Source organism: Bradyrhizobium sp. Pha-3 (genome assembly GCF_042258325.1).
Taxonomy (GTDB): Bacteria; Pseudomonadota; Alphaproteobacteria; order Rhizobiales; family Xanthobacteraceae; genus Bradyrhizobium; species Bradyrhizobium elkanii.
The window spans coordinates 834461-855182 of the sequence record NZ_CP170151.1 but is presented as its reverse complement, the minus strand read 5'-3'; the positions used below and the strand labels follow the sequence as shown (position 1 = coordinate 855182).

Genomic DNA, 20722 nt, shown 5'->3' with positions numbered 1-20722 from the left:
ATGACCTCGTGGTTAACGAGGAAGCCCAATGCCTACCCAGAGATTGTCGATGCGCCGGATCAAGGAAGTCCTTCGGTTAGAACATTTTCAAGGCCTGCCAGAGCGGGCCATCGCGCGGAGCGTGGGCGTCAGCAACGGCGTTGTGCACAGCTACCTGAGCCGCGCCCGCTCTGCTGGGTTGAGCTGGCCGCTTCCGGAGGGAATGACCGATGAAGACCTGGAGCTTTTGCTTTTCCCAGCCCCACGACCAGCGTCTCAGAGCCCGCAGCGGCCGGTGCCCGACTGGAGCTACATCGATAAGGAGCTCCGCCGGCGCAACGTAACCCGTCGCCTGCTCTGGGAGGAGTATCGCGCCGTTAATCCCGACGGTTTCGGGTACACGTGGTTCTGCACTACCTACGAGGCCTGGAAGGGGCGGGTCCGACCTTCGATGCGGCAGATTCATCTGGGCGGCGAGAAGGTGTTCGTGGATTTCGCCGGCGACACCATCGACATCGTCGATCCCCTGACCGGGGAAGTGCAGCCGATGAAGCTGTTCGTCGCGGCGATGGGCGCTTCGAACTACACCTACGCCGAGGCCTGCCCCAGCGAGAGCTTGGCCGACTGGATCCGGGCCCACGTCAACTTGTTCACGTTTTTGAGCGGTGCGCCGACGTTCGTGGTCTGCGACAACCTCAAAGCCGCCGTCAGCAACCCCGACCGCTACGATCCCGGCCTCAATCGCACTTATGCCGAGATGGCGAGCCATTACGGCACGGCCATTCTCGCCGCACGGCCGCGGCGCCCAAAAGACAAGGCGAAGGTCGAGGTCGCGGTGCAAATCGCCCAGCGCTGGATTCTGGCCCGGCTGCGCAATCAGCGCTTCTTTTCCCGGGCCGAGCTCAACGCCGCCATCAAGACACTCGTCGACGAACTCAATGCTCGTCAAATGCGTGGCTTCGGCTCAAGCCGCGCCGAACTGTTTGCCGAACTCGACAAACCCAAGCTAACCCCGCTGCCAGATCAGCCTTATGCCTTCGCACGCTGGAAGCGCTGCCGCCTCGCTCCCGATTATCATGTCGAGGTCGACGGCCATTGGTACTCCGCGCCGTATCGTCTGATTGGCGAGCTGGTCGATGCCCGTATCGACGATCGGACGGTCGAGATCTTCCACAAGGGCCAGCGGATCGCCAGCCATGCCCGCGCGCCCAACCGACGCGGACACACCACCATCGCCGACCACATGCCCAGCGCCCATCGCCGCTACGGCGAATGGACCCCCGCCGCGGTGATCGCCGCCGGCGAGCGGATCGGTCCTTCGACAGCAGCGTTTTTCCAGGCCGTGATCGACGCCCGGCCCCATCCAGAACAAGGCTTTCGAACCTGCCTTGGCATTCTGGCGCTCGTCAAAAGCTACGGCGCCGAACGCCTCGACGCAGCCTGCCGGAGGGGCATCCTCATCAAGGCGCGCTCCGTCGCCTCGATTAGATCGATCCTCCAGAACGGCCTCGATCGCACGTTCTTCGACGAATCTTTCGAGCACCAGCCCCTGCGCCACGGCAACATCCGCGGACGCGACTACTTCCACTGAAGCAAGGAGAGACCCGGCATGCTTAACCACCCAACCCACGAACGGCTGATCGAGCTTGGCCTGACCGGAATGGCCAAGGCCTTCGAGGAGCAGCGCCGATCGCCCGATCTCGAAGCCCTGCCGTTCGAAGATCGCATCGGCCTGTTGGTCGACCGCGAAGCCGCCGAACGCGACACCAGGCGGCTCACCACGCGCCTCAAGATCGCCGCACTGCGCCAGACTGCTTGCGTCGAGGACGTCGATCTGCGCACCCCGCGGGGCATCGACCGCGCCGTTTTCGCCAAACTCGTCGAAGGTCGCTGGATCGATCGCCACGAGAATTTGCTCGTCACCGGGGCAACCGGCCTGGGCAAAAGTTGGTTAGCCTGCGCGCTCGGCCACAAGGCCTGCCGCGACAACCGATCAGTCCTCTATCATCGCGTTCCAAGGCTGTTCGAGGCGCTCGCGCTCGCGCGCGGAGACGGACGTTACGCCCGGCTCCTCAAAAGCCTCGGCCGCGCTCAGCTTCTGATTTTGGATGATTGGGGACTATCGGTGCTCACCGCCGCGGAACGCCGCGATCTGCTCGAAATCCTCGAGGACCGACATGGCCGCGCATCCACCATCGTCACAAGTCAGCTCCCCGTGGACACCTGGCATGGAGCCATTGGGGACCCCACGGTCGCCGACGCCATTCTCGATCGCCTCGTCCACAACGCCCACCGCCTCCAGCTCACCGGAGAAAGCATGCGAAAACGCAGCGCCAAAACCATCACCCTTGACGGCCAACCAGAACACTGACTCTATCTCCCATCGGCCGTAGCGGGCTGCTCACGATCGTCTGAATTCAGTGCTCACGATCGCGCGAAATCGATGCTCACGATCCGTGAAATCCGCAGCTGGACGCGAAGATCGCCATCAGCATGGACGGCAAGGGCGCCTGGCGCGACAACGTGTTTGTCGAGCGGCTCTGGCGCACGGTCAAATACGAAGAAGTTTATCTCCGCGCCTACGACAGCGTGTCCGAGGCGCTAGCGTCAATTGCCAAGTATCTGGCCTTCTACAATCAGGGACGCCCTCACTCGAGCCTTGACGGGCGCACGCCCGACGAGGCTTACTTCGGCACGCAAGCTATGGTGATGGCCGCATGACCGTCGCCGACGGTTTTGTCGTCGCTCTGGTCGGGCTACGCCCTCCCGACGCAACGACAAAACCGTAAAGCCTCGCGTTCAGCATAACCCGGCAGGAATCCACTTAAATCCAGCGGGGCGCTGTCCAAACAACCGGGGCCAGCTCTGGCGCATGACCTCATCACCAGCCCGGCCTATGTGGTGATCAAGGCCGCGAACGAGTTCAAGGACAAGACGACGGCCGTCAGTCAGCTCTGGCAGACCGACTTCACCTACCTCAAGATCACCGGATGGGGGTGGTACTATCTCTCGACCGTGCTTGACGACTTCTCGCGCTACATCGTGGCCTGGAGGCTTGGTCCCACCATGTGCGCTTCCGACGTCACAGCCACCCTCGACCAGGCACTCGCTGTATCCGGCCTTGACCACATCGCCGTCGCGCACCGGCCAAGGCTTCTCAGCGACAATGGTTCGAGTTACGTGGCGGACGATCTGGCCAAGTGGCTCGACCAGAAGGGCATGCAGCATGTGCGCGGCGCTCCGTACCATGACCCAGGGAAAGATCGAGCGGAAAGATCGAGCGCTGGCATCAGACGCTGAAGAACCGCATCCTGCTCGACAACTACTACCTGCCCGGTGATCTCGAACGTCAGGTACGGGCCTTCGTCGAACACTACAATCACGTCCGTTATCATGAGAGCATCGACAACCTCACAGCAGCCGATGCCTACTTCGGCAGGGCCGAGGCGATCCTCGCAGAACGAAAACGCATCCGAGGGAAACGATCCATTTTTCCATCATGACCGTGATCCCAAGCTCTTTTTCCGTCTCTATCCTTGCTGCGTTGAGTGCTGCGACCGCTTGCGTTTGGTCGACAAACGAACCCTCCAAGGTGGTGTTCGGAAGAGTAAATAGAGTGTCGTCATGGTCCAGAATCCAGGGAAACCAGCCGTACTCGATCGCATTTGTAAGAAAGTGTTCGTGCGGGTCTGGCCTAGCCTCTTTTAGATCGTACGAGGCAATAAATGTGGGCATCATGGTTGCTCCACTCTGCGGCGCACACGCGGACTTGGAGGCACGCGGACATGACTCGACGCCGTGGAGAGTGAAAACCCGCCGCTGTTCCTGCCGCGCCCACGCTGCCAGTGAAGTTGGCGGCGGTGACTCGGCGCTCACGGCTCCGGAAGCGCTGTCCCCACCACGCGCTGCAAACTTCGGTGGCCAGCCTTCGCCCTTGGATTAGCGAGACCGACCACCTCCCCGAGAGGCTCAATTCCAAGGGCGCTACCAGACAGTATCGCTGAGAACGACTGGAAGCACCTACCAAGATTGGTTGGTGCCGATCTGATGTGGCCTGGGGCAAATGCGCCATGGCGACTGAATTAGATACGATTTTTGATGTGATTGAGCGTCACCGCGAGCTTTCCGCGCAGCACTATAGCGCGACGATCTGGGTCGGAAGAGCGCGGCGATCAGGATGGCGAGTCAGTGTCGCGGCGCGATGATGATCGCCGCGATGATTGTCGCGCGCAAGAGTTTTGTTTGCTTTGATTGTCGCGGAGCGTCAATCAAGCGAGCGTTTTTTGTGTCGCGTGCTCCGGTGGCCGCCCTGGACCACGCTTTCGCTCGAGGGCAGTCCGCCTGCGATAGCTCTCGACGTTCATCTCGACGATGGTGGCGTGGTGAACAAGGCGATCGATCGCCGCGAGGGTCATAGCTGGGTCCGGAAAGACCTTGTTCCATTCTCCAAAGGGCTGATTGGCGGTGATCAGCAAAGAGCGTCGCTCGTAGCGTGCGCTGATGAGCTCGAACAGCACACTGGTCTCGGCCTGGTCCTTGGTGACATAGGCAAGATCGTCAAGGATAACGAGATCGAAGCGATCGAGGCGGTTGATGGCACCCTCGAGGTTGAGTTCGCGGCGCGCCACCTGGAGCTTCTGCACGAGATCGGTGGTGCGGGTGAAGAGGACGCGCCATCCGTTCTCGATGAGAGCCAAGCCGATTGCTGCTGCCAAGTGACTCTTGCCGCCACCGGGCGGACCAAACAGCAGCAGATTGGCGCCCTTGTTCAACCAGCCGTCGCCGGCGGCGAGCGCGGTCATTTGCGCCTTGGAGATCATCGGTACGGCTTCGAAGTCGAAGCTGTCAAAGGTCTTTCCGGTGGGCAGCCGCGCCTCGACGAGATGGCGCTCGATGCGGCGACGGCTGCGTTCAGCGATCTCGTGCTCTGCAATGGTGGCGAGGAAGCGCGCCGCCGGCCAGCCTTCCTTATCGGACTGCTCGGCAAATTGCGGCCACAGCACCTTGATGGCGGGCAGCCGCAGCTCGTTGAGCAACAGATTGAGGCGCGCGGTGTCGACTACGTTGGTTGTGCTCATGCGGCACCTCCGATCTCGGCAGTACCGATGAGGCATTCATAGGTGGCGAGCGGTGCGAGGCGCACCACGACGTTCGGCATCTGGGCGGGATCCGGGGCGAAGTGAGTACGTAGCCGGTTGAGGTCGGGCAGCCGGCCGTCGTTCAGGTCGGCCGTGAGCTGATCGGCGAGTTCGGCCTCGCAACCGCGCTCATGGGCGAGTGCGAGGAGATCGACCATGATCCGGCAGGCCTTCTTGTCCGGTAAGCGTTTGCGCAAGACGTCGAAGGCTCGGCGGTAAGCTTCCCGGGGGAACAGCTGGTCGCGGTAGACCAGGTTGAGGAGCGCCATCGGCTTGCGCCGCAAGGAATGGATCACGTGCCGATAATCGACGACCTGATCGTGCTTGCCATTGGGATGCGGCCGCCCGCGCGGCAAGGTGAGGAGATGCGTGCCGCCGACAAACACGTCGAGGTGATCGTCATACAGGCGCACCCGCAGCCGATGGCCGATCAAGCGCGACGGCACCGTGTAGAACACCTTGCGCAAGGTGAAGCCGCCGGACGATGTCACGTGGACGATCACCTCTTCATAGTCCGACGTGCGGCGGTCCGGCAGATCCTGAAGTGCGGTACGTTCGCTGTCGATCCGCTTGGCGTTGCGGGCATTGCGGCGGCTGACGATCTCATCGATGAAGCCACGATAGGCAGCGAGATCGTCGAAGTCGGCGGTGCCACGCAGCAACAGCGCGTCGCCGACCGCCCGCTTGAGATGGCCATGCGAACTCTCGATCGCCCCGTTCTCGTGGGCGATGCCACGATTGTTGCGGGAGGGGCGCATGCCGTAATGGGCACAGAGGTCTTCGTATCGCCGCGTCAGATCGTCTTTGGCGTCGCGGTCGAGATTGCAAAAGGCGGCCGACAGGCTGTCGGTGCGATGCTCCCGTGGCGCTCCACCGAGTGACCACAAGGCATTCTGCAGGCCTTCGGCCAGAGCGATGAAGCTCTCACCGCCGAGCACGACATGGGCGTGCTCAAACCCGGAATAGGCCAGCCGGAAGTGATAGAGACGATGGTCGAGCGGCACGCCCGCGATCGTGACACCCAATTCGCCCATGTCGGTGAAGTCGGACAGGCCGCGCTGACCGGGTTCGTGGGTCTGCCGGAAGATGACCTCCTGCTCCTCGCCGTGGATCGCCCGCCAGGCCCGGATCCGGCGCTCCAGCGTGCGACGGATGCCGGCGCCGAGCTCAGGATGGCGTCGGAGCAACTCCTCGAAGATCGTGACCGGCCGCACACCGGGGGCGGCCTTCAGCATCGGCACGATCTCTGTCTCAAATACGCGGGCCAAGGGATCTGGCCGGCGACGGCCGCGAGGAGCCTTCTTCTGCGACGGAAGGCGTCGATCCTGCTCGATCCGGTAAGCGGTCGAGGTGCTGAACGACGCCTTGGCGGCGGCCACGGGCGGGCTATCGGTCTGACGGTACTTCATGTAGAGCCTCATTTGGTGATCGGTAATGTGTCGGCCTGGCACGCGAGTGATTCCTCTTGGCGGAAGAACCACTTGCATAACCAGCCGGCCGCGATCACCAGTCGGCGCGGTCCGCTGTGGATCGCGCCGACGCCGGGCTCGTAACTCCGGTCGGGCTACGCCCTCCCTGCGTCACGAGCCCGGCGTAGCCCTCTCATCATGGTCGACGCTCCACTTCCATCCTGTTCGCCGCGCGGCACAGCACGCCGCCGCGGCATCGGTATCCTCGAAACTTGTCGCAGGTCCCGAGTTTGATGCCGCCGACGCGATCAGCGAGGAAAGAGGGTTGGCTCTCGAGGAGTATGCAGACGTGCTCATCCACTCCAAGCCTACTACGCTTGCGGGCGTAATCGCCCTGAGCCGCTACGTAGCCAGCCTACCGGCTTGGCTGCTGTCTGATGAAAATGATTGGCACCAATCGTTTCTGAGGACGCTGGCGGACGCGGTGGATGAGATCGGTGTGAGGTAGCGCCACCTCTGGAATTGAACCGGCCGGTGCGCGGGAAGCGCAAGAGAGCTATCGCTGAAAGTTGGTGACGGCGGAATCGCAAAGGCGGCACCCCGTGGGGGGGCTTGACGCCTCCACTTCTCCACCGAAGGAGCGATATGCCGTGTCCAACGATAACGTCATCCAGCCGATTCAGCCAGGAATCGTTGACGATCAACTCACAGAAGTCTTGCGCAACGGGGCACGTGCCTTCTCGCCAAGGCGGTCGAGGCCAAAGTCGCAGACTTTCTCGGCCAGCATGCCGATTTGAAGACCGCGGACGGCCACCAGCGCATCGCGCGCCACGGTCACCTGCCGGAGCGCGAGGTGATGGCCGGCATCGGTCCGGTCGCCGTCCGCCGGCCGCGTGTACGCGCTCGCGAGGCGGCCGCTACCTGGGCGCCGGTTCTCTCCGTCGATGCTGCGGCCAACATGCGCCACTCCAAGTCGATCGAGACACTGCTGCCGATCCTTTACCTGAAAGGGATCTCGACCGGCGACTTCTCCGAGGCGCTGCCGGCGCTGCTCGGCAACGATGCTGGCGGGTTGTCGGCATCCGCGATCGGCCGGCTGCAGGACGTCGGATTGACGAGCACGCCGCGTGGCAGAAGCGCGATCTGTCGGCGAAGCGCTACATCTACATCTGGGCCGACGGCATCCATTCCAAGCACCGCCCGCACAGCGCTTCGTCAGACAGATTGTGCATATGTTTGAGGATGAACAGCCCGGCCACGAGCCTCGTTGGCAGCGGCGGCTGGCCCGGCCCGGTGCGACACACCGAGCTGAAGCGCTTCGCCAGAAAATCCCAATCAATCTCCGCCGCAAGCCGCACCAGCGGATGACGAAGGTTGATGATCGCATCCAGAGAAGCCCGAAATAGGTCGTCCTGGCGATCGTCGCGCGGCTGACTCACGGCCCGTTCTCCAACAGCGAATCTTGCCGTCAAAGGAATCACGATCCACCAAAATCCGGTATCCCAAAACGCAAGAAACCGACCCTCCCCCCGGCTTTCTTGCAAAATCGAATACTTGCTCAGGTTAAATCATCGCGACGTATCAATCGCTTCCGAATTCTTCACGGGCGGCTAGCGAAGAATTTGAGGAGCTGATCTCGTCGCAGCGTCTTGCGAAAGATGACGACTCCTGAAACATCCGAGCCATGCACCTTGCCAGTCTCCCGGCGCACCAACTGTAAAGCTAAGATAACGAGGCAGTCGGTACCGGTCGTTATCGCGGTCTGCATATGTCGCCGCATTTCCCGCCAGGTCCTTTCGCGCACGCAAGCCGTTTCCGCCCATCCCTCCGGAAGTGCCGGCACCAACAACCCGAGCGCACAGCTTCAGCGATCGTCTGCATCATCAGTTTCGAGTCCGGCAGGAAAACCGCCCTCCATTTGCCTGTGCAAACATCGCTATTGTTGCTCCGCCGAACCATACGATCGACAAAAAGTGACAGCTCTCAACACACTACCCAGCGGCATAATAAATCCGCTCGCGATTTGACGGTTGTTCGGCCTGGGAAATGCCAGTTCCGAAATACCGCGCGTGGGCGACGTCGAGGATACCGTTGACCAAACTCGAGAAGGTGTACCCGGCGGCTTTCGCGGCCAGGACATAAGACGCGCCGATACCGAGTGCGGCCATCGAGTTGATCTCCAGGACAAAGGGGTGCCCGGAGCGGTCGATCCGGATGTCGACGCGGGCGTAATCCCGGCAGCGGCAGGCGCGGAAGGTCGCAACCGAAATATCCCGCAGTATTGTCGCGAGATTGCTCCCGACCTGCGCCGGGCAAATCTTCTGGGGCTCCACGACCGCCATGTGCATCTTGTCTTCCCAAGTGATAAGACGCGTCTCGCGCTCGCCGAAGTCCTGCTCCACCAGAGGCAACGCCTCAAGCTCTCCGTTTCCCAGCAGGGCAACGCAGATCTCCCGCCCTTCGATGTATTCTTCTACGAGTGCATCCTGCGCATATTGCGTGACGATCACTTCTACGGCCTGTCTCAACTGGGCGGGCTCATATACGAGCTGCAATCCGAAGCTCGTGGATTCATGACGCGGCTTTACTACCAACGGGAAGCACAGATCGCCGGTACTCTCGGTGCCCCTACGCATCACACGAAAGTTCGGCGTCGGCACGCCGCAATCGCGGATGAGCTGTTTGGTAATGGCCTTGTCGAGCGCCAGTGCGTGCCCGAGCGGGCTGGAGCCGGTGTACGGAACGCCAGCCATCTCGAGCATGGCCGGAACGTGCGTGTAGCGGCACTCGCCCTGAATTCCGTACGCCATGTTGAAAACGATCCCTGAAGGGCGGGCTTGCGAATCGGGTGGCATGAACCGCTCAAGCGTCGCGAGCAGTCCTTTATCACCTTCGCACAGCAGCGTGTCGTGGTTACCCTCTTGCAGTGCCGCCACCACGCTTTCGACCGTCTTGCGGCCGTATTTCTCCGGGCAAGGTTGACCGAAGTGGTTGATCACGCCCCTATGATCATCGTTCCACACGACGGCTACCCGCATGAGCTGCTCCCTGTATGTTGCCGGCTTTCACGTTCATTCGCCTGGATTTGGCAGATCGAGAGGGACGGCTCGCCTGGAGTGCCCGCGCCCCAAGGCCAGGCGACGAGCGGGTTCACTCCTTCCAACAAGCGGAAATCGAGATACTTGTTGATTAGCAAAATGCACCCGGCCTGCACCAACAGCAGTTCCGGGAATCGCAGGAAGAGTTCCAACGTGCCTGGCAAACTCGATAGAGCCACGATGATGAGGGCGGCCAACACCGTCGTGAAGGCGCGCCAGATCGCTTCACGGACTCCATTTTGGTCGAGCACTTTTGCGAAGCTTTCGCAGGTCAAACACAAGGCGATAACCGGAAAGAACGCAATCTCACGAAGCCAGGCGATATGCCACCATTCCCCCGCGGTCAAAGGCGCAAACAGCAGCGCTGCCGCCAAGCTCAACAGCACAGCCACTCGCGCGTAACTGTGGTCTGTCTTGAGCAGCGGCCGCAAGGCGACAACGACGAGGAGTACGAACAGCAGGAAGGCAAGGCTGATCGGGATGCTGACGGTATCGAAAGCCATCGCCAACAAGATCGGCCGAAGAAGCCCCAGCACCCTGACGCCAAGAGTGAGGCGAAAGAGTACGACGAAGACAGCTCCCAAGGAGACGAACACCACGCTCTCGGCTGACTTGTGGAACTGGGCCGGTAACTCTGTGAGCGAAACAAAACTCGCACTGATGGACGAAGTCGATAGCATCGGCAGTTTGGCGAGCGCTACGCCGAGCGGCAGGACAAAGAGGCCCACGAGCAACCAATCGGTCTTTGGCGCGGCGTCCGCCGAGGCATTCTTATTTCTGCACGTTTCACTCAAGAGAGCACCTCCACCAGGCCATCACGCCGGGGATCGGCAGCGCCTTTCGCGCTTCCGTCAGTCATGAGTTGGAGCGCGTTGACCGAACCCATCGCAAAATTGAGTCGTGATTTGACGATTGGGATGCGGTTACGGGCGCGCAATCTTGCCAACAGGGCATTGCTGGCTGCCGGCCGCTCGATCCAGACTTTGCGACCGACCAGTCCATGTACGCGAGGCGCCGCCACAGCGTCCGTGATATCCAAGCCCAAGTCGATGACTCCACTTAGGACATGGAGAATTGCCGAAATGATCCGTCGACTGCCGGCGGCGCCCAGTGCCAGGAGCGGGCGGCCGGTGGCGCCCTGTAACACCAGCGTTGGGGCCATGTTCGAGCGCGGTCGACAACCTGGTCCGAGCTCATAGGGGTGAGAAAGGCGGGGACACGTGCACAGATAATTGTTGTAGAGGAAACCCAGATCCCGGTGTGCCACCTTGGCGCCGAACACCGATTGGATAGACTGTGTCAGCACTACAATGATGCCATCTCGATCGCAGACCGAAAGATGGGTCGTATCGCCCGGTTCTTCGGCACTGTCGGTCGCGAGCTCTTTGGTACTTTGCGGCGCCAGGATGCTATCTGCGACTTGCCGCGCGTAATCTTCGCTCAACCGCCCTTGACGCGATTGCGGAATGAGATCATCGGGCAGCAACGGGCGGAGCTCCCGCTCGCGAAAGACGGCGGATGACGCGAGCGCGATCGCTTCGTGCCAGCTATCGTCGGATGACTCCGAGTTTGTCGCTGATATCTGCGCGATGATGTTAAGTGCAAACAAGAGTTGCAGTCCGCCGCTAGGCGGCGGGATGCTGAGAATCCGATGGCCGCGATAGGACGTCGAAACCGGCTCCACCTGTGCGGGCGGACCGCAGCTTGCTAGATCTTCTTCGGTGATGAGACCGCCGGCCGCTCGCATATCGGCTGCGATCTGCCGGGCAATTCCGCCGTGATAGAAGTCCTCGGTGCCGAAATCGGCCAACCGGCGAAGCGTGCCCGCGAGCTCCGGTTGTCGAAACATGTGGCCGATTTCCGGTGGCAGACCGTCTTGGAGAAACAGCTCACCGGCCGGCGATGCTCGCAGATCATCGGCCACCCATCGGGCTTGTCGGTGCTGCAATGGCGTGATCGGATAGCCTTCTTCCGCAATGCGGATCGCTGGCGCCATCACAGTTTCGCGGCTGAGCACGCCGTATTTCCTGTGCGCCCAGTCCAGCGTCGCGGGAGTCGATGGAATCGTGCAGGAGCGATACCCGCGCCGCTGCTGGCCCGCTTTGATCGTGTCGAGCGAAGCGGCTGCGGGCGCACGGGAATGTCCGTCGATGATCCGAATTCGATCATCCGCAAAACGGACGAGCAACACGGTCTGCCCGCCCAGACCCGATGCACTGGGTTCGCACACGCAAAGCGCCCAGGCGGCGGCCACAGCGGCGTCGATCGCGTTTCCGCCGGCGCGCAGGATTTCCACCCCGGCTTCGGTAGCGTTCGGGAAAGCCGTCACCACAGCCTCGTGGCGCTGCCCTACGGAAGCGGCAGGGCCGTCGAGCTCCACGCGCTCCAAGTTGGGCATCAGCATCGCGCGCATTTCGATCTCAGCCTTCGGGCAAATCGTCCAACCAGCAGGCGCCCTCGACGTGCCGCCGGGAAAAGACCTTTCCGAGTTCTTCGGGAATCTTGTTTTGATGATATCGCATATACACGCGGCCATCGGCACCAAGGTCGAGAACCTCGATCTTCCCCGTGTAATGGGACATGATGTATTTGAACGTCTTCTGGATACCGCTGAGACGTCGGTTGATGCCGCGCGCGATCTCTATACCGCGCCGCAGCGAGACCTGAAAGTGCGATGCGCCTTTCACCGGCCTGCCTTGAAAAAGATAATAAGGGCGGACGCCCATTTGGTGACACTTTGCAAAGGTCGCCGCCAAGATTTCGGGATCGTCGTTGACTTTCGCCAGAAGCACGGACTGATTCAGAAACTGCACGCCCTGTGCGCGTAGCGCGCGAATGTTGCGCTCCGCATCGACCGAGATCTCGCCGATGTGGTCGAAATGCGCGACGATCACTGCGGTCTTTCCCGCTTCACTGATCCGCCGGAACAACGCCGGGAGTGCGGGATCCTCAAACCGCCTGGGTGCGAAGGCGACTATTTTTGTGCCGAATCGAATTGACTCCAAGTGCGGGATCGGTAGCAGATGATCAAGAATCTTGCCGAGCTTAGCGGTGCTGAGCACGAACGGGTCGCCTCCAGATAGCAGCACGTTCGTCATCTCAGGATGGCCGGCGATATACTGCGCGACCCGGGCGAAATCGGGCGCGATCTCATCGGAGTCCTTGCCGACGATGCGTTTGCGAAAGCAGTAACGGCAATAGGACGCGCAACGGTCCGTTACCAGCAGCAGACCGGTCTGCGCGTATTTGTGCTGAAGCCCGGGCACGACGGTATTGTCATGCTCGCCGCTGGTGTCAAGACTTCCGGGACTCTTGAACTCAGCAATTGTGGGCTCTACAATGTATTTAAGCTGGTCGTAGTAGCCACTGTTGGTGATCTGATCGCGATAAAAATTTGTGGCGTGATACTGCGTGATGTTGTTGGCTTGCAGCTCACTCTCGGTAATGGCGCGCGCGCCCTCGATGAAATTCATGACCGCGGTGTGCGGCCGCAGGCCGTGCGCGATAGGCCGTGATGAGGTGCGCAAACCCGCGCCTCCGGGGTTGTCAGCATGAACAACTCCTTGTTGATCTTGTGATGAGGACGGTATCTCGACCACCGGACGTCTTCCGGTGGCGACGCGAGCTTGCGCAGATCGGCCTAGCATCTTGTTCGTCATAGCTGATTCTCCCCAGCGCGTGGACCGGAACTGATCCCCGGGCAAAGTCTGGACTAGCAATTGATGTGCCACCAGAGACTCTGTGTAGTTAAGCTTCAATGACAATAGGATGATGCGTCTCTTCTGCGCAGCACGAGACGCAGAGTCGGGTTGCCGACATTGTGTCACCAGCCGGACGCGAGTGAATACTAGTACCCACTTTTCTTGGAACGTGAGTCGTGATTCAAGGTCGGGATGATACCCGAAGCAAGAGAAGTCCACCTTTCGAGGAAAGATCGCAAGGTGCTTGAGGCGTGCTGTCGCTCACCGGTGACGTTGCAGCGCGATTTGAAGCGGGCGCGGATAGTTCTGTTGGCGGCGGATGGGCGCAGCACCCGGTCGATCGCCAAGGAAGTTGGGGTCCAGCCGCGGATTGTCAGCCTTTGGCGGCATCGCTATGCCGACCATGGCCTTGAAGGGCTGCAAGACAAGCCGCGGCCTGGCAAGCAGCCGATCTATACGAAGACGACCGACAAGCGGATTCTGAAGCTGCTGGATAAGCCGCCACCGCAAGGGTTTGCGCGCTGGACCGGCCCCCTGCTGGCCGAGGCGCTGGGCGATGTCGATGTCCAATATGTCTGGCGGTTCCTGCGCAGCCACAAGATTGACCTGGTGGCTCGCAAGTCCTGGTGCGAGAGCAACGACCCGAACTTTACGGCCAAAGCCGCCGATGTTGTCGGCCTCTATGTCGCGCCGCCGGCGAAGGCCATTGTGCTGTGCGTGGACGAGAAGCCCTCGATCCAGGCTTTGGAGCGAGCGCAGGGTTATCTGAAGTTGCCCAATGGCCGCGCCTTGACCGGCCAAAGCCACGATTACAAGCGGCATGGCACCACAACATTGTTTGCGGCGCTCGAAGTCGCCACCGGAAAGATCATCGCGACCCATTCAAAACGCCGGCGCCGCGTCGAGTTTCTCGATTTCATGAACAGCGTCACCGCGGCTTTTCCGAACCGCAAGCTTCACGTCATCCTCGACAACCTCAACACCCATAAAAAGAACGAGGACTGGCTCAAGGCCCACCCCAACGTGCAATTTCATTTCACGCCGACAAGTGCGTCATGGCTCAATCAGGTCGAAGTATGGTTTTCCCTTGCAGGGGCAGTCGCTCAGCGGCACCTCCTTCACGAGCCTCAAGCAGCTTCAGGAACACATCGATGCCTACGTCAACGCATACAACGACAGAGCCGAGCCCTTCGTCTGGACCAAGAAAAAGGTCCGTCAACGCCGTTTCAAAGGCCGCCGTATCACTCAGCTCTGATTCCGGGTACTAGAAGGATTGCGCGGCGAGGAGAACATCTCCGAGCTTTGTCGCCGAGAAGGCATTGCCGCCTCGATCTATTACGGCTGGTCCAAGGAGTTTCTCGAGGCCGGCAAGCGCCGCCTGGCCGGCGACACGGCACGAGCTGCGACCTCCGGCGAGGTGAAGGACCTCCGCCGGGAGGCCGGCGCCTTGAAGGAGGCCGTCGCCGATCTGACGCTGGAGAACCGTCTGCTCAAAAAAAGTATGAACGGAGATGGGGAGGACGAGGCATGAGGTATCCCGCCTCAGAGAAGGCCGAGATTCATCCATTTGGTCGAGCAATCGCACCTCCGGCCAAGCGCACGCTGGACAAGCTCGGGATCCCGCGCGCCACATTCTATCGCTAGCATGATCGTTACCGCGAGGGCGGCATCGCCGCTCTGGCCGATCATCGGTCTCGACCAGACCGGGTCTGGAACCGCATCCCGGACGATGTGCGGGGCTAGATCATCGACCTGGCGCTGGAGTTACCTGAGCTGTCGCCACGCGAGCTGGCCGTGCGGTTCACCGACGAACGAAAGTACTTTGTATCCGAGGCGTCGGTCTATCGGCTGCTGAAGGCGCATGACCTCATCACCAGCCCGGTCTATGTGGTGATCAAGGCCGCGAACGAGATCAAGGACAAGACGACGGCGCCGTCGCGCACCGGCCAAGGCTTCTCAGCGACAATGGTTCGAGTTACGTGGCGGATGATCTGGCCGAGTGGCTCGACCAGAAGGGCATGCAGCACGTGCGCGGCGCTCCGTACCATCCTCAGACCCAGGGAAAGATCGAGCGCTGGCATCAGACGCTGAAGAACCGTAAGCGACGTTCGCGTCCCATTCGCAAAGGTTTGGCGTGGGGATTGCAGTCTGTTGATCAACGTGTTTGCAAATCGTTGGCGGGGGGTATGGAGGCGGCAACGACGGAGAATTACGAGGTGCGGCCGAACGACCAGCTCGTCGATCCGGGACTGCGGGTGACCGGTTGCGATCGCTTTGAGCGTCGCTTTCATCCAGACGTAGGGCTCCACGCTGTTGATTTTGCAGGTGGCGATGAGCGAAGCTATGCGCGCCCATGAACGACCACCTTCGTCGTGACCAGCAAATAAACTATTTTTACGCGTCAGAGTCAGCGGCCTGATTTGATTTTCGACGGGATTGGTGTCCAACTCAACGCAACCATCGTCGAGAGAGCTGGCCCCGCAAATTCGGACAGTAGCTTGAGTGGATTTTCTGCCTGACAGCGGCGAGGATTCTTGCTGCGAATCAGGAGCGAAGATGACGAAGAAGAGCCGCCGGACGCATTCTCCGGCATTCAAGGCGAAGGTTGCTTTGGCTGCGGTCAAAGGAGACAAGACACTGGCGGAGCTGGCGCAACTGTTTGATGTTCATCCGAACCAGATCACGATCTGGAAAAACCAGCTCCTGGAAGGCGCCGCCGGCGTGTTTGGGCATGACAAGACATCGGCCGAGACGCCGGTCGATTTGAAGGCGTTGCATGCCAAGATCGGCGAGCTGGCGTTGGAAAACGATTTTTTGTCCGGCGCGCTCACCAAGGCGGGCCTGCTGAGCGCAAAGCGATGATCGACCGCGGTCATGATCTTTCTATCGTGCGCCAGGCGAAGGTCCTGAAGCTGGCTCGCAGCACGGTCTACTATGAACCTCGGCCAGTTTCGGCCGAGGACCTTGCCTTGATGCGTCGGCTCGATGAGCTGCATCTCGATTATCCCTTCGCGGGAGCGCGTATGCTGCGATCGTTGCTGCGGCGGGAGGGGGTATACGCCGGTCGCCGCCACATCGCGACGCTGATGAAGCGCATGGGGATCGAGGCGGTCTATCGTCGCCCGAACACGAGCAAGCCGGCTCCGGGTCACAAGATCTACCCGTACCTGTTGCGCGGATTGAAGATCGAGCGGCCCGACCATGCGTGGGCAATGGACATCACCTACATTCCGATGCGGCGTGGCTTCGTCTATCTCGCGGCGGTCGTCGATGTGTTCAGCCGACGGGTCCTGGCCCATCGCGTCTCGATCACAATGGAGGCGGCCTTCTGCGTCCAAGCGGTCCAGGAGGCGTTGGCGAAGCACGGCAGGCCCGAGATTTTCAACACGGATCAGGGCAGCCAGTTCACCAGCCTCGAGTTCACCGATGTGCTGCTGGACGCGAAGATCGCCATCAGCATGGACGGCAAGGGCGCCTGGCGCGACAACGTGTTTGTCGAGCGGCTCTGGCGCACGGTCAAATACGAAGAAGTTTATCTCCGCGCCTACGACAGCGTGTCCGAGGCGCGAGCGTCAATTGCCAAGTATCTGGCCTTCTACAATCAGGGACGCCCTCACTCGAGCCTTGACGGGCGCACGCCCGACGAGGCTTACTTCGGCACGCAAGCTATGGTGATGGCCGCATGACCGTCGCCGACGATTTTGTCGTCGCTCTGGTCGGGCTACGCCCTCCCGACGCAACGACAAAATCGTAAAGCCCCGCGTTCAGCATAACCCGGCAGGAATCCACTTAAATCCAGCGGGGCGCTGTCCAAACAACCGGGGCCAGCTCTCTCGTACTCCTTCACGAGCAGTTCGAGGCGTTCGACGCTCTCTTTGGACGCAGCCAGTTCACTCTCGACATGAAGGCGCGCCGAGCATTCATCGTCTGCGCGACGACGCTCGGCTTCAATCATCGCTTCCTGCGCGCGGAAGAGCGCGCGCAAATCGGCGGGCAGCGCTGCAAGACGGGCGGGATCAATGGGGGACGGCGGCACATCCGCAAGCTATCATCCCAAAGCCCCGCGCGAAACAGGTTGTCGGGTCTGAGTCAGTTCGCCGCAGCTGGCGTCGCGACAATCCGTTCGCCCACTCGCTTCCAGTTCAGCCCTTCAAACAGCGCTTCGAACTGCACGCGCGTCAGATGCATGACGCCGTCGCTGATCTGCGGCCACTCGAAACGACCATCGCGGCCAAGGCGCTTGTAGACCAAAACGAGGCCCGTGCCGTCCCATAGCAAAATCTTCAGCCGGTCGGCGCGCTTCGAACGAAAAACCACGATCAGGCCCGAATGCGGATCGAGCCCAAGTGTGTTTTGCACAAGACCGGCCAGCGCGTCGTGCCCGCACCGGAAGTCAACAGGACGCACAGCAAGCACAATCCGCAGTCCCTGCGCCGGAATGATCATGCGCCGCGCTCGATCGCAGTCACCATCTCCGCGATCCGCACCGCCGACACGTCCGCATCCAGGCGGACCGAAACCTTGCCAATCGTAATCTCGACGGGCCCTCGCTCTTGCCTGGCGCCACTGGATCGCTCAGCTCGATCGACACGAAATCCGCCGCGTCGTCCGTGACCAATGCGAGCCGGCCAGCACGCGCCAATCTGCGCCACGTCGTCAACTGCTGGGCCTTCACACCATAACGCCGTGCGACATCACATACCCGGGCGTCGGGCTTCATGCTCTCGAAAACAGCGCGCCCCTTGATCTCCGCAGACCATAACCGGCATCCAGAACGCGTCCGGCGCGTAAGCTTCCCCACAAAGCCATCAGCTTCGGCTTCCTCCCCCGATTGTTCCATCGCCTTCAGTCTCCTCTCGGCTCTCTGACAAGCCAAGGATCGCAGAGCGAAAGCCGAAGCGAAACCAGTCAATCAAATGGGAGAAAAGCTCCGCTTACAATTTTTGCTCGTTCAGACCGACACAAATTGCTCAAAGATTCGTGGAGAGAAAAGCAGATGAGCGATGAGCCCGACCTCGAGAGCAGAGTCGTTGCAGCGATACGACACTATCGTGCGGCGCTCGACGTGGCGGAAAACCTGGAACGAGAGGACGCGTGCGCGCATCGAGCGCTGACGAGCACCCTGCTCGATTTGGAGCGTGCCCTGCGAGGCGAAGCGGCCCCGCATCTCAACAACAACCTGTTTGAGACCGGCTCCACGGCGGTTGCACGGTCGGATAAAACATGGGCCGACCTGGTCGAGGCGACTGCGAGATTGGATTCGGCCCGTCGAACCTTAGCTGCTCTGGAACGGCAGTTGGGATATCTTCCAAAAGTCTCGAGGGGAGCGGATCACAAGTGAGGTTAGATAAGAGTCTCGCACGATCGGAAGGTTTCCCGACCATTTCAGAGCGACGGCGGCAACGCTCTGACGGGCTCGTGTCCCAGCCAAAATCCCGCGCCCAAAACAGACCTCTCTGCGTCCTCGTGTTTGGGACCGCCGAGGTACAGCGCGCGAATCGGGACCTTGCTGGATCCCAACCTTCCAACTTTCCCGCCGCCTCGCCGCGTCCTCCTATGCAGGAATAGACCTCGACGCACTGGCTCGATCGTCCTGTCGAGCGTGCACAGTTTCTGATGACGCTGACCAGCGCGAGTCCTGGTTGAGTTTCTTCTGCTTGTGACTCGGCGTGGAAACGGCATTGCAGCCTCTTCGATCTTCGGCGCGGCTGCGATCATGTGATCAAGCTCTAAAAAGTGGTTCGACGACAGGCAGGCGCTTGAGGCCAGCGTCAACGTTGTCGGAAAAGTGGAAGCCGTGCCGGCTCACACCGTAATCAAAACAGACGTCAAGCGCCAATCCAAGGGCCAGAGCTGCGCTTACGATCAACGTCGAACCGATGCGTTCGAACCACCAATCTCATTGGTGGCGCCTGCTCCGGTGCGATCGATGACCCAGGCCACCATGTAGCCCTTGGCCTGCTCGGTCTGCACCTGCCGGAGGGCCTCAGAGTAGGTTAGTAAGGGCTCTTGCGCCGGGTAGACGGCGCGGTCGGTCGGGGTGACAAAGTGATGGCAGCACACGCGATAGTCTTTAGCCTCGAACATCGGAATCCTCCTCTCGCCTCAGGTTGCGCGGCCATACGCGCTTTCAGATACTGCCCTACCACAGAGAATGCGGCCTTTAAGAGGCCGCGCGCTTCTTCAACACCCCATAAGGTTGGTCGGGCTGCCAGACGCAGGTCGGCGATGTCCGACCACATCGCGCGCTTGATTCTCTGCAGCAGCACCGGCAAAGAAGTGCCCGGGTGTCATTCCATAATTCACCCGTGTCCGGACTTCGATTTCCCGTTCGTCCGCAATTGCTCCGTCGATCGCTCAACGGCTGCACCGATGTCACCTAGTCAGCTTTCAAACCTTGCTGAGGCTGCTGGATCGACAATGCTTGGACCGAGCTCCGGCGCGATTCAGTGAGCTTCTCGATCAGTTCAGACTGCGGTCTCGGTTTTGCCGCGAGACGGTGGGGTTCAAATCGGGCCGTGGAGCCTCCACATCATCGCCACAGTCCGAAGACACCCGCCTGGTGCAATTGATGTAGCGAGAGAATGAATCGTTTGGCCCTGATCGATTCATAGAAAGCATTGGACCTCGCTTCCACAGGAAGCGAGAATCCATGCATGCCGAACCTTAAGCTAGGGCCGCTTCACCTTCGCCGCATCGACACCACCCGCAACATGCGGCGGTTTTACTTGCTTTCGATCCAACCGACCTTGTTCGGCGGGGTCTCGCTGATCCGCGACTGGGGCCGGATCGGCACGACCGGCCAGACGATGGTGCAGACTTTCGATGCCAGCGCTGAAGCGGGCGAAGCATTCGGACGGCTGGAGCGCGCCAAGCGCAGGCGCGGATACACCTCTGCTGAGGAGAGAGTCTGAGGTTTCGTCAATTTCCCGGGGATTACGGATCCACTTACGATGCCTGGAACGTGAAGTGACAGAAACCGTTGAGCCTGACGGGACGATTTGAAACGCTTCATGATCCGCCGCGTTGCCGCGTCGGCTGATGAGAATTCTCAGCCCGATTGTTGAGAGCTCTGTGCTGGCGATGTTCGACGAAAAAGCCCATCTTCGCCCTCGCAGCGCCGTGCGAACGCTTGTCCGTGATCATCACGCGCGGCGGCGTGCCGGCGGATTTCAAGAGCTTCTTCATGAGCCGCTGGGAAACCGGAAATACAACCAAACGGCATAGCTGATCACTTCCGATGGGAAGCGATGGCGGCGATAAAGAGGGTCCCGGGCGGTCGGCATGCCGGTCGTCTACCCCTCGGCCGCTCCAATTCGTTAACTTGACGGTACCCGCTGCTCGTCGACAGCGATGGCACGATCATCGCGGGCGAAGGCCGATACCTGGCCGCGCGA

15 protein-coding genes and 8 pseudogenes are annotated in these 20722 nt (G+C 60.8%); 10 read left to right on the top strand and 13 right to left on the bottom strand.

Annotated features, from left to right (window positions below):
- The first annotated feature begins 28 nt into the window (after positions 1-28).
- From istA (ACE10X_RS04045) to ACE10X_RS04030, 4 genes and pseudogenes are all read left to right on the top strand, one after another.
- A complete protein-coding gene (gene istA, locus ACE10X_RS04045) occupies positions 29-1570 on the top strand; it encodes an IS21-like element ISFK1 family transposase (RefSeq protein WP_011090936.1) in 1542 nt (513 codons plus the stop codon).
- A gap of 18 nt (positions 1571-1588) precedes the next feature.
- The gene (istB, locus tag ACE10X_RS04040) at positions 1589-2350 is read left to right on the top strand and encodes an IS21-like element ISFK1 family helper ATPase IstB (RefSeq protein ID WP_011090937.1); all 762 of its coding nucleotides are present in this window, start codon (positions 1589-1591) and stop codon (positions 2348-2350) included.
- A gap of 104 nt (positions 2351-2454) precedes the next feature.
- A pseudogene (locus ACE10X_RS04035) lies at positions 2455-2700 on the top strand (integrase core domain-containing protein); the annotation flags it as partial.
- A gap of 147 nt (positions 2701-2847) precedes the next feature.
- Positions 2848-3482 (top strand): annotated as a pseudogene (locus ACE10X_RS04030) (transposase); the annotation flags it as partial.
- On the opposite strand, the gene ACE10X_RS04025 reads toward ACE10X_RS04030, so the two are convergent.
- The 3 genes from ACE10X_RS04025 to istA (ACE10X_RS04015) all read right to left on the bottom strand — a co-directional run bounded on the left by ACE10X_RS04025 (position 3391) and on the right by istA (ACE10X_RS04015) (position 6604).
- Positions 3391-3717, bottom strand: a complete 327-nt coding sequence (locus ACE10X_RS04025; RefSeq protein ID WP_162130962.1) for a hypothetical protein — start codon at positions 3715-3717, stop codon at positions 3391-3393. The pseudogene ACE10X_RS04030 and the gene ACE10X_RS04025 overlap by 92 nt on opposite strands.
- Positions 3718-4247: 530 nt before the next feature.
- Positions 4248-5057, bottom strand: a complete 810-nt coding sequence (gene istB / locus ACE10X_RS04020) for an IS21-like element ISBj11 family helper ATPase IstB (protein ID WP_016842034.1) — start codon at positions 5055-5057, stop codon at positions 4248-4250.
- Positions 5054-6604, bottom strand: coding sequence for an IS21-like element ISBj11 family transposase (istA, locus tag ACE10X_RS04015; protein WP_080586188.1), 1551 nt, complete (start codon positions 6602-6604; stop codon positions 5054-5056). Before istA (ACE10X_RS04015) ends, istB (ACE10X_RS04020) begins: the two co-directional genes overlap by 4 nt.
- Before the next feature lie 524 nt (positions 6605-7128).
- Between istA (ACE10X_RS04015) and ACE10X_RS04010 the strand changes: the two are divergent.
- A pseudogene (locus tag ACE10X_RS04010) lies at positions 7129-7726 on the top strand (transposase); the annotation flags it as partial.
- On the opposite strand, the pseudogene ACE10X_RS04005 reads toward ACE10X_RS04010, so the two are convergent.
- The 5 genes and pseudogenes from ACE10X_RS04005 to ACE10X_RS03985 form a co-directional block, all read right to left on the bottom strand.
- Positions 7714-7965 (bottom strand): annotated as a pseudogene (locus ACE10X_RS04005) (IS5/IS1182 family transposase); the annotation flags it as partial. The pseudogenes ACE10X_RS04010 and ACE10X_RS04005 sit on opposite strands and share 13 nt — an antisense overlap.
- 552 nt (positions 7966-8517) lie before the next feature.
- The gene (locus tag ACE10X_RS04000; RefSeq protein ID WP_011090946.1) at positions 8518-9564 is read right to left on the bottom strand and encodes an ATP-grasp domain-containing protein; all 1047 of its coding nucleotides are present in this window, start codon (positions 9562-9564) and stop codon (positions 8518-8520) included.
- Positions 9555-10418: a 7TM domain-containing protein gene (locus ACE10X_RS03995; RefSeq protein ID WP_014498636.1), complete on the bottom strand. Its 864-nt coding sequence runs from the start codon at positions 10416-10418 to the stop codon at positions 9555-9557. The genes ACE10X_RS04000 and ACE10X_RS03995 overlap by 10 nt, the downstream gene beginning before the upstream one ends.
- Positions 10415-12037: a gamma-glutamyltransferase family protein gene (locus ACE10X_RS03990; RefSeq protein ID WP_014498635.1), complete on the bottom strand. Its 1623-nt coding sequence runs from the start codon at positions 12035-12037 to the stop codon at positions 10415-10417. Before ACE10X_RS03990 ends, ACE10X_RS03995 begins: the two co-directional genes overlap by 4 nt.
- Positions 12038-12044: 7 nt before the next feature.
- Complete coding sequence (locus tag ACE10X_RS03985; RefSeq protein WP_016848546.1) at positions 12045-13097, bottom strand: KamA family radical SAM protein; 1053 nt, start codon at positions 13095-13097, stop codon at positions 12045-12047.
- A 420-nt stretch (positions 13098-13517) separates the two neighbouring features.
- Here ACE10X_RS03985 and ACE10X_RS03980 point away from each other — a divergent pair.
- Both ACE10X_RS03980 and ACE10X_RS03975 read left to right on the top strand, forming a co-directional pair.
- Positions 13518-14580 (top strand): annotated as a pseudogene (locus ACE10X_RS03980) (IS630-like element ISRj1 family transposase).
- A gap of 6 nt (positions 14581-14586) precedes the next feature.
- Positions 14587-15424, top strand: a pseudogene (locus ACE10X_RS03975) (helix-turn-helix domain-containing protein); the annotation flags it as partial.
- A 129-nt stretch (positions 15425-15553) separates the two neighbouring features.
- On the opposite strand, the pseudogene ACE10X_RS03970 reads toward ACE10X_RS03975, so the two are convergent.
- A pseudogene (locus tag ACE10X_RS03970) lies at positions 15554-15793 on the bottom strand (transposase domain-containing protein); the annotation flags it as partial.
- Between the two features lie 88 nt (positions 15794-15881).
- Here ACE10X_RS03970 and ACE10X_RS03965 point away from each other — a divergent pair.
- Positions 15882-17011 (top strand): IS3-like element ISRj2 family transposase gene (locus tag ACE10X_RS03965; RefSeq protein ID WP_085967575.1). Its coding sequence is split into 2 segments (ribosomal slippage): positions 15882-16134 and positions 16134-17011, totalling 1131 coding nucleotides; the frame shifts between segments, so codons are not numbered across the junction.
- 403 nt (positions 17012-17414) lie between these two features.
- Here ACE10X_RS03965 and tnpB read toward each other — a convergent pair.
- Together tnpB and ACE10X_RS03955 are read right to left on the bottom strand one after the other, a co-directional pair.
- A complete protein-coding gene (gene tnpB / locus ACE10X_RS03960; RefSeq protein WP_011090953.1) occupies positions 17415-17771 on the bottom strand; it encodes an IS66 family insertion sequence element accessory protein TnpB in 357 nt (118 codons plus the stop codon).
- 19 nt (positions 17772-17790) lie between these two features.
- Positions 17791-18045: a transposase gene (locus tag ACE10X_RS03955; protein WP_253574536.1), complete on the bottom strand. Its 255-nt coding sequence runs from the start codon at positions 18043-18045 to the stop codon at positions 17791-17793.
- A gap of 276 nt (positions 18046-18321) precedes the next feature.
- Here ACE10X_RS03955 and ACE10X_RS03950 point away from each other — a divergent pair, with 276 nt between their 5' ends.
- The gene (locus ACE10X_RS03950; protein ID WP_011084509.1) at positions 18322-18666 is read left to right on the top strand and encodes a hypothetical protein; all 345 of its coding nucleotides are present in this window, start codon (positions 18322-18324) and stop codon (positions 18664-18666) included.
- A gap of 524 nt (positions 18667-19190) precedes the next feature.
- Here the strand turns inward: ACE10X_RS03950 and ACE10X_RS03945 are convergent.
- Complete coding sequence (locus ACE10X_RS03945; protein ID WP_014497999.1) at positions 19191-19412, bottom strand: hypothetical protein; 222 nt, start codon at positions 19410-19412, stop codon at positions 19191-19193.
- Between the two features lie 569 nt (positions 19413-19981).
- On the opposite strand from ACE10X_RS03945, the gene ACE10X_RS03940 reads away from it, so the two are divergent.
- Positions 19982-20239, top strand: a complete 258-nt coding sequence (locus ACE10X_RS03940; RefSeq protein ID WP_011084508.1) for a WGR domain-containing protein — start codon at positions 19982-19984, stop codon at positions 20237-20239.
- Positions 20240-20289: 50 nt separating this feature from the next.
- Here ACE10X_RS03940 and ACE10X_RS03935 read toward each other — a convergent pair.
- A pseudogene (locus tag ACE10X_RS03935) lies at positions 20290-20611 on the bottom strand (DDE-type integrase/transposase/recombinase); the annotation flags it as partial.
- Positions 20612-20722: the final 111 nt, after the last annotated feature.